The organism is Streptomyces sp. NPDC093111 (assembly GCF_040683955.1).
Taxonomy (GTDB): Bacteria; Actinomycetota; Actinomycetes; order Streptomycetales; family Streptomycetaceae; genus Streptomyces.
Window position 1 is genome coordinate 1 of record NZ_JBFBNW010000047.1, and the last position, 2,371, is coordinate 2,371.

The following is a 2,371-nucleotide window of genomic DNA, read 5'->3' on the forward strand; positions in this document are numbered from 1 at the left end:
CCGGGACCGTCAGGACGGAGTCCGTGGTCGGGTCGTCGGCCGCGGTGCCGTTGTCGGACCAGCCCGGCAGCTTGTTCAGGCCGAAGTGGTACCGGATGCCGTCCTTCGTCGTGACGACCCAGTACTCACCGTCCTTCGCACCGTTGCCCGTGGCCTGACCGGTGACCCGCTCGACCTTCGAGCCGTCGCCGTTCGCCGTGAACCACTTGCTCTGGGTCGCGTCCCACACCAGCTCGGTGGTCGTGCCGCCGAGGGAGAGGGTGGCGTTGTCCGAGCCCCAGCAGAGGTCCGCCGTCTTGTGGGTGGAGTTGTTGGAGCCGGCCTTCTTGGAGTCCTGACGGCAGTTGTTGTACGTGCGGGTGATGGAGCCCGCGTTGTAGTCCCAGCCGTCGCCGATCCAGGACGCCTGGTTGTTCGACGAGGACGTACGGCCGTCCACCGACTGCGAGGAGTAGGAGAGGTTGACCTTCGGCATGAGACCGCCGGCCGTCTCCGGTACCTGCACCTGGTAGCCGTAGGTGAAGGCGCCCGAGGAGGAGCCCGAGGACCAGGAGCCGGCGGACAGCAGCGGGGAGGCCGTGAAGTCACCGGACACCGAGGAACCGGTGTCGAGCAGACCGACTGCCGAGCCCCCGGCCGCGTTCGCGGCCGGCTGGACGCCGTCGCGCAGCGAGGCCTTGGTCGGCTGCGGCACGAAGCCCTCGCCGAGCAGGCTGGAGACCGGGACCGTGCCGGTCACGATCTGGCGGGTCTTCGCGTTCTTCGCCGCCGTCGACTTCGTCGGCGCCTTGGACGCGGGCACGGTCTTCACCGTGGAGCGCAGGCGCTCGGCGTCACCGGACGCGTCGTCGTTGCCGGACATCGGGGTCGTGCCGCCGTCGTCCGCGCAGTCGCCCGTGGTCGGGGACGAGTAGACGCACTCCGGGAGCAGCATCAGGCCGAAACGCTCGGCGGCGTTCGGGCCGTAGAGGTCGGCGAAGCCGGTGGTGTCGACGGTGAGCGCGACCTCGGCGGCCGGGTCGACCGTGGCCGGCGGCGTCACCTTCATGACGACACCCGACACGCCCGCGTCCTGCGACGTGGTGGCGGGTGCCAGGCCGACCTGCCAGTCACCGGCGACGGTGGCCGGGTCCGTGCCCTCGGGTACACCGATGGCGACGGGCAGACCGTTGGTGACCGGGACCGTGGCGCCGGGAGCGGTGCTCGCCGTCAGAGTCGCGTTACCCGTGCCCGACGGCCACGCGGTGGTGGCCTTCGGGTCGTAGTTGTCGACCGGGACCTCGGGTGCCGTGGTCAGCGTCTTCTGCGCCTCGGCGTCACCGTCGAGCTGTGTGCTCTTCGGTATGTCGGGGAGGTCGACCTGAGAGATCGACTCCTCACGGCTCATGCCCGGGCCGGGGATGGCCAGGGCCTGCCCGCCCAGGCTTGTCACGGTCAGTGTCGAGGACAACAGAAGGACGGTCGCCGTGCGGCTTCGCCGCAAGCGCCGTCGTTGTGGCTCCGTCATGGCTGGGCGTCCTAGCCCCAGCCATGACAGCGGACCTGAAGCACGCATACGCGTCGACTCCCACCCTGGCAATACAGACATCGAATGAGGTGCGGAAACACCAAAATGCACACGCCTGGTTCAGGCGCGTGCGTGGGTACTTTCTGTCATGAACAGCACCTAGAGCAAGATCACGAGTTCCCGGTTGCGCATGTGCGAAGTGAGGTGAGTCACGCCCCAGTTCAGGCCAGACGATCACTAGTGGTGATCCATGCGATAGATGCACCAATCCGGACATCGACGACTCCCGAACACCCCAAACGCCACCAAATTCGACAACTCTGAGGGCAGGTCATGGCCACCCCAAGGCCTCCCCTGGAGGGGGTAACGGTCTTATAAAATTCTCATGTGTGGACGCTGTGTGGCGGGTGTGTGATCGTGTGTCCGCTCTCTGCCCCGCGGCCTGCCGTCTGGGGCTGTTTGTGCTGTCCTCAATTCCGTCTGGTTCACACGGGAGTAGACCGCCGTGACCGCGCCGCCCTATCTCAGCCCCTTCGTGCGCACGCGCACGCGGCTGTCTTTGACCATCGGCCTCGTACTGGCCGCCCTCACCGCTGCCCTCCTTCCCTGGTGGCAGCCCGATTCCGCGCCCGTGACGGCCGGTGGCAAGACCACCGAGACCAAGCGGGTATCCACCGGCCCCAAGGACGAAGTCGCCGCGAGGGCCGAGGCCGTCCGCAGTGGCAAGAAGGTCCTCGTCGACACCGCCACCACGGCCACCTCGCTCACGTGGGCCCTGCCCAACGGCCAGATGCGTTCGCAGATGCACGCACTCCCCCAGCGCGCGAAGAACGCCGCCGGCAACTGGGCCCCGATCGACAACAA

Annotated in this window: 2 pseudogenes; one reads left to right on the forward strand and one right to left on the reverse strand. The window is 67.8% G+C overall.

The window, feature by feature from the left end:
* Positions 1 to 1,387: pseudogene (locus tag AB0Q96_RS39115) on the reverse strand (sugar-binding protein); the annotation flags it as partial.
* Between the two features lie 625 nt (positions 1,388 to 2,012).
* Here AB0Q96_RS39115 and AB0Q96_RS39120 point away from each other — a divergent pair.
* Positions 2,013 to 2,371, forward strand: a pseudogene (locus tag AB0Q96_RS39120) (hypothetical protein); the annotation flags it as partial.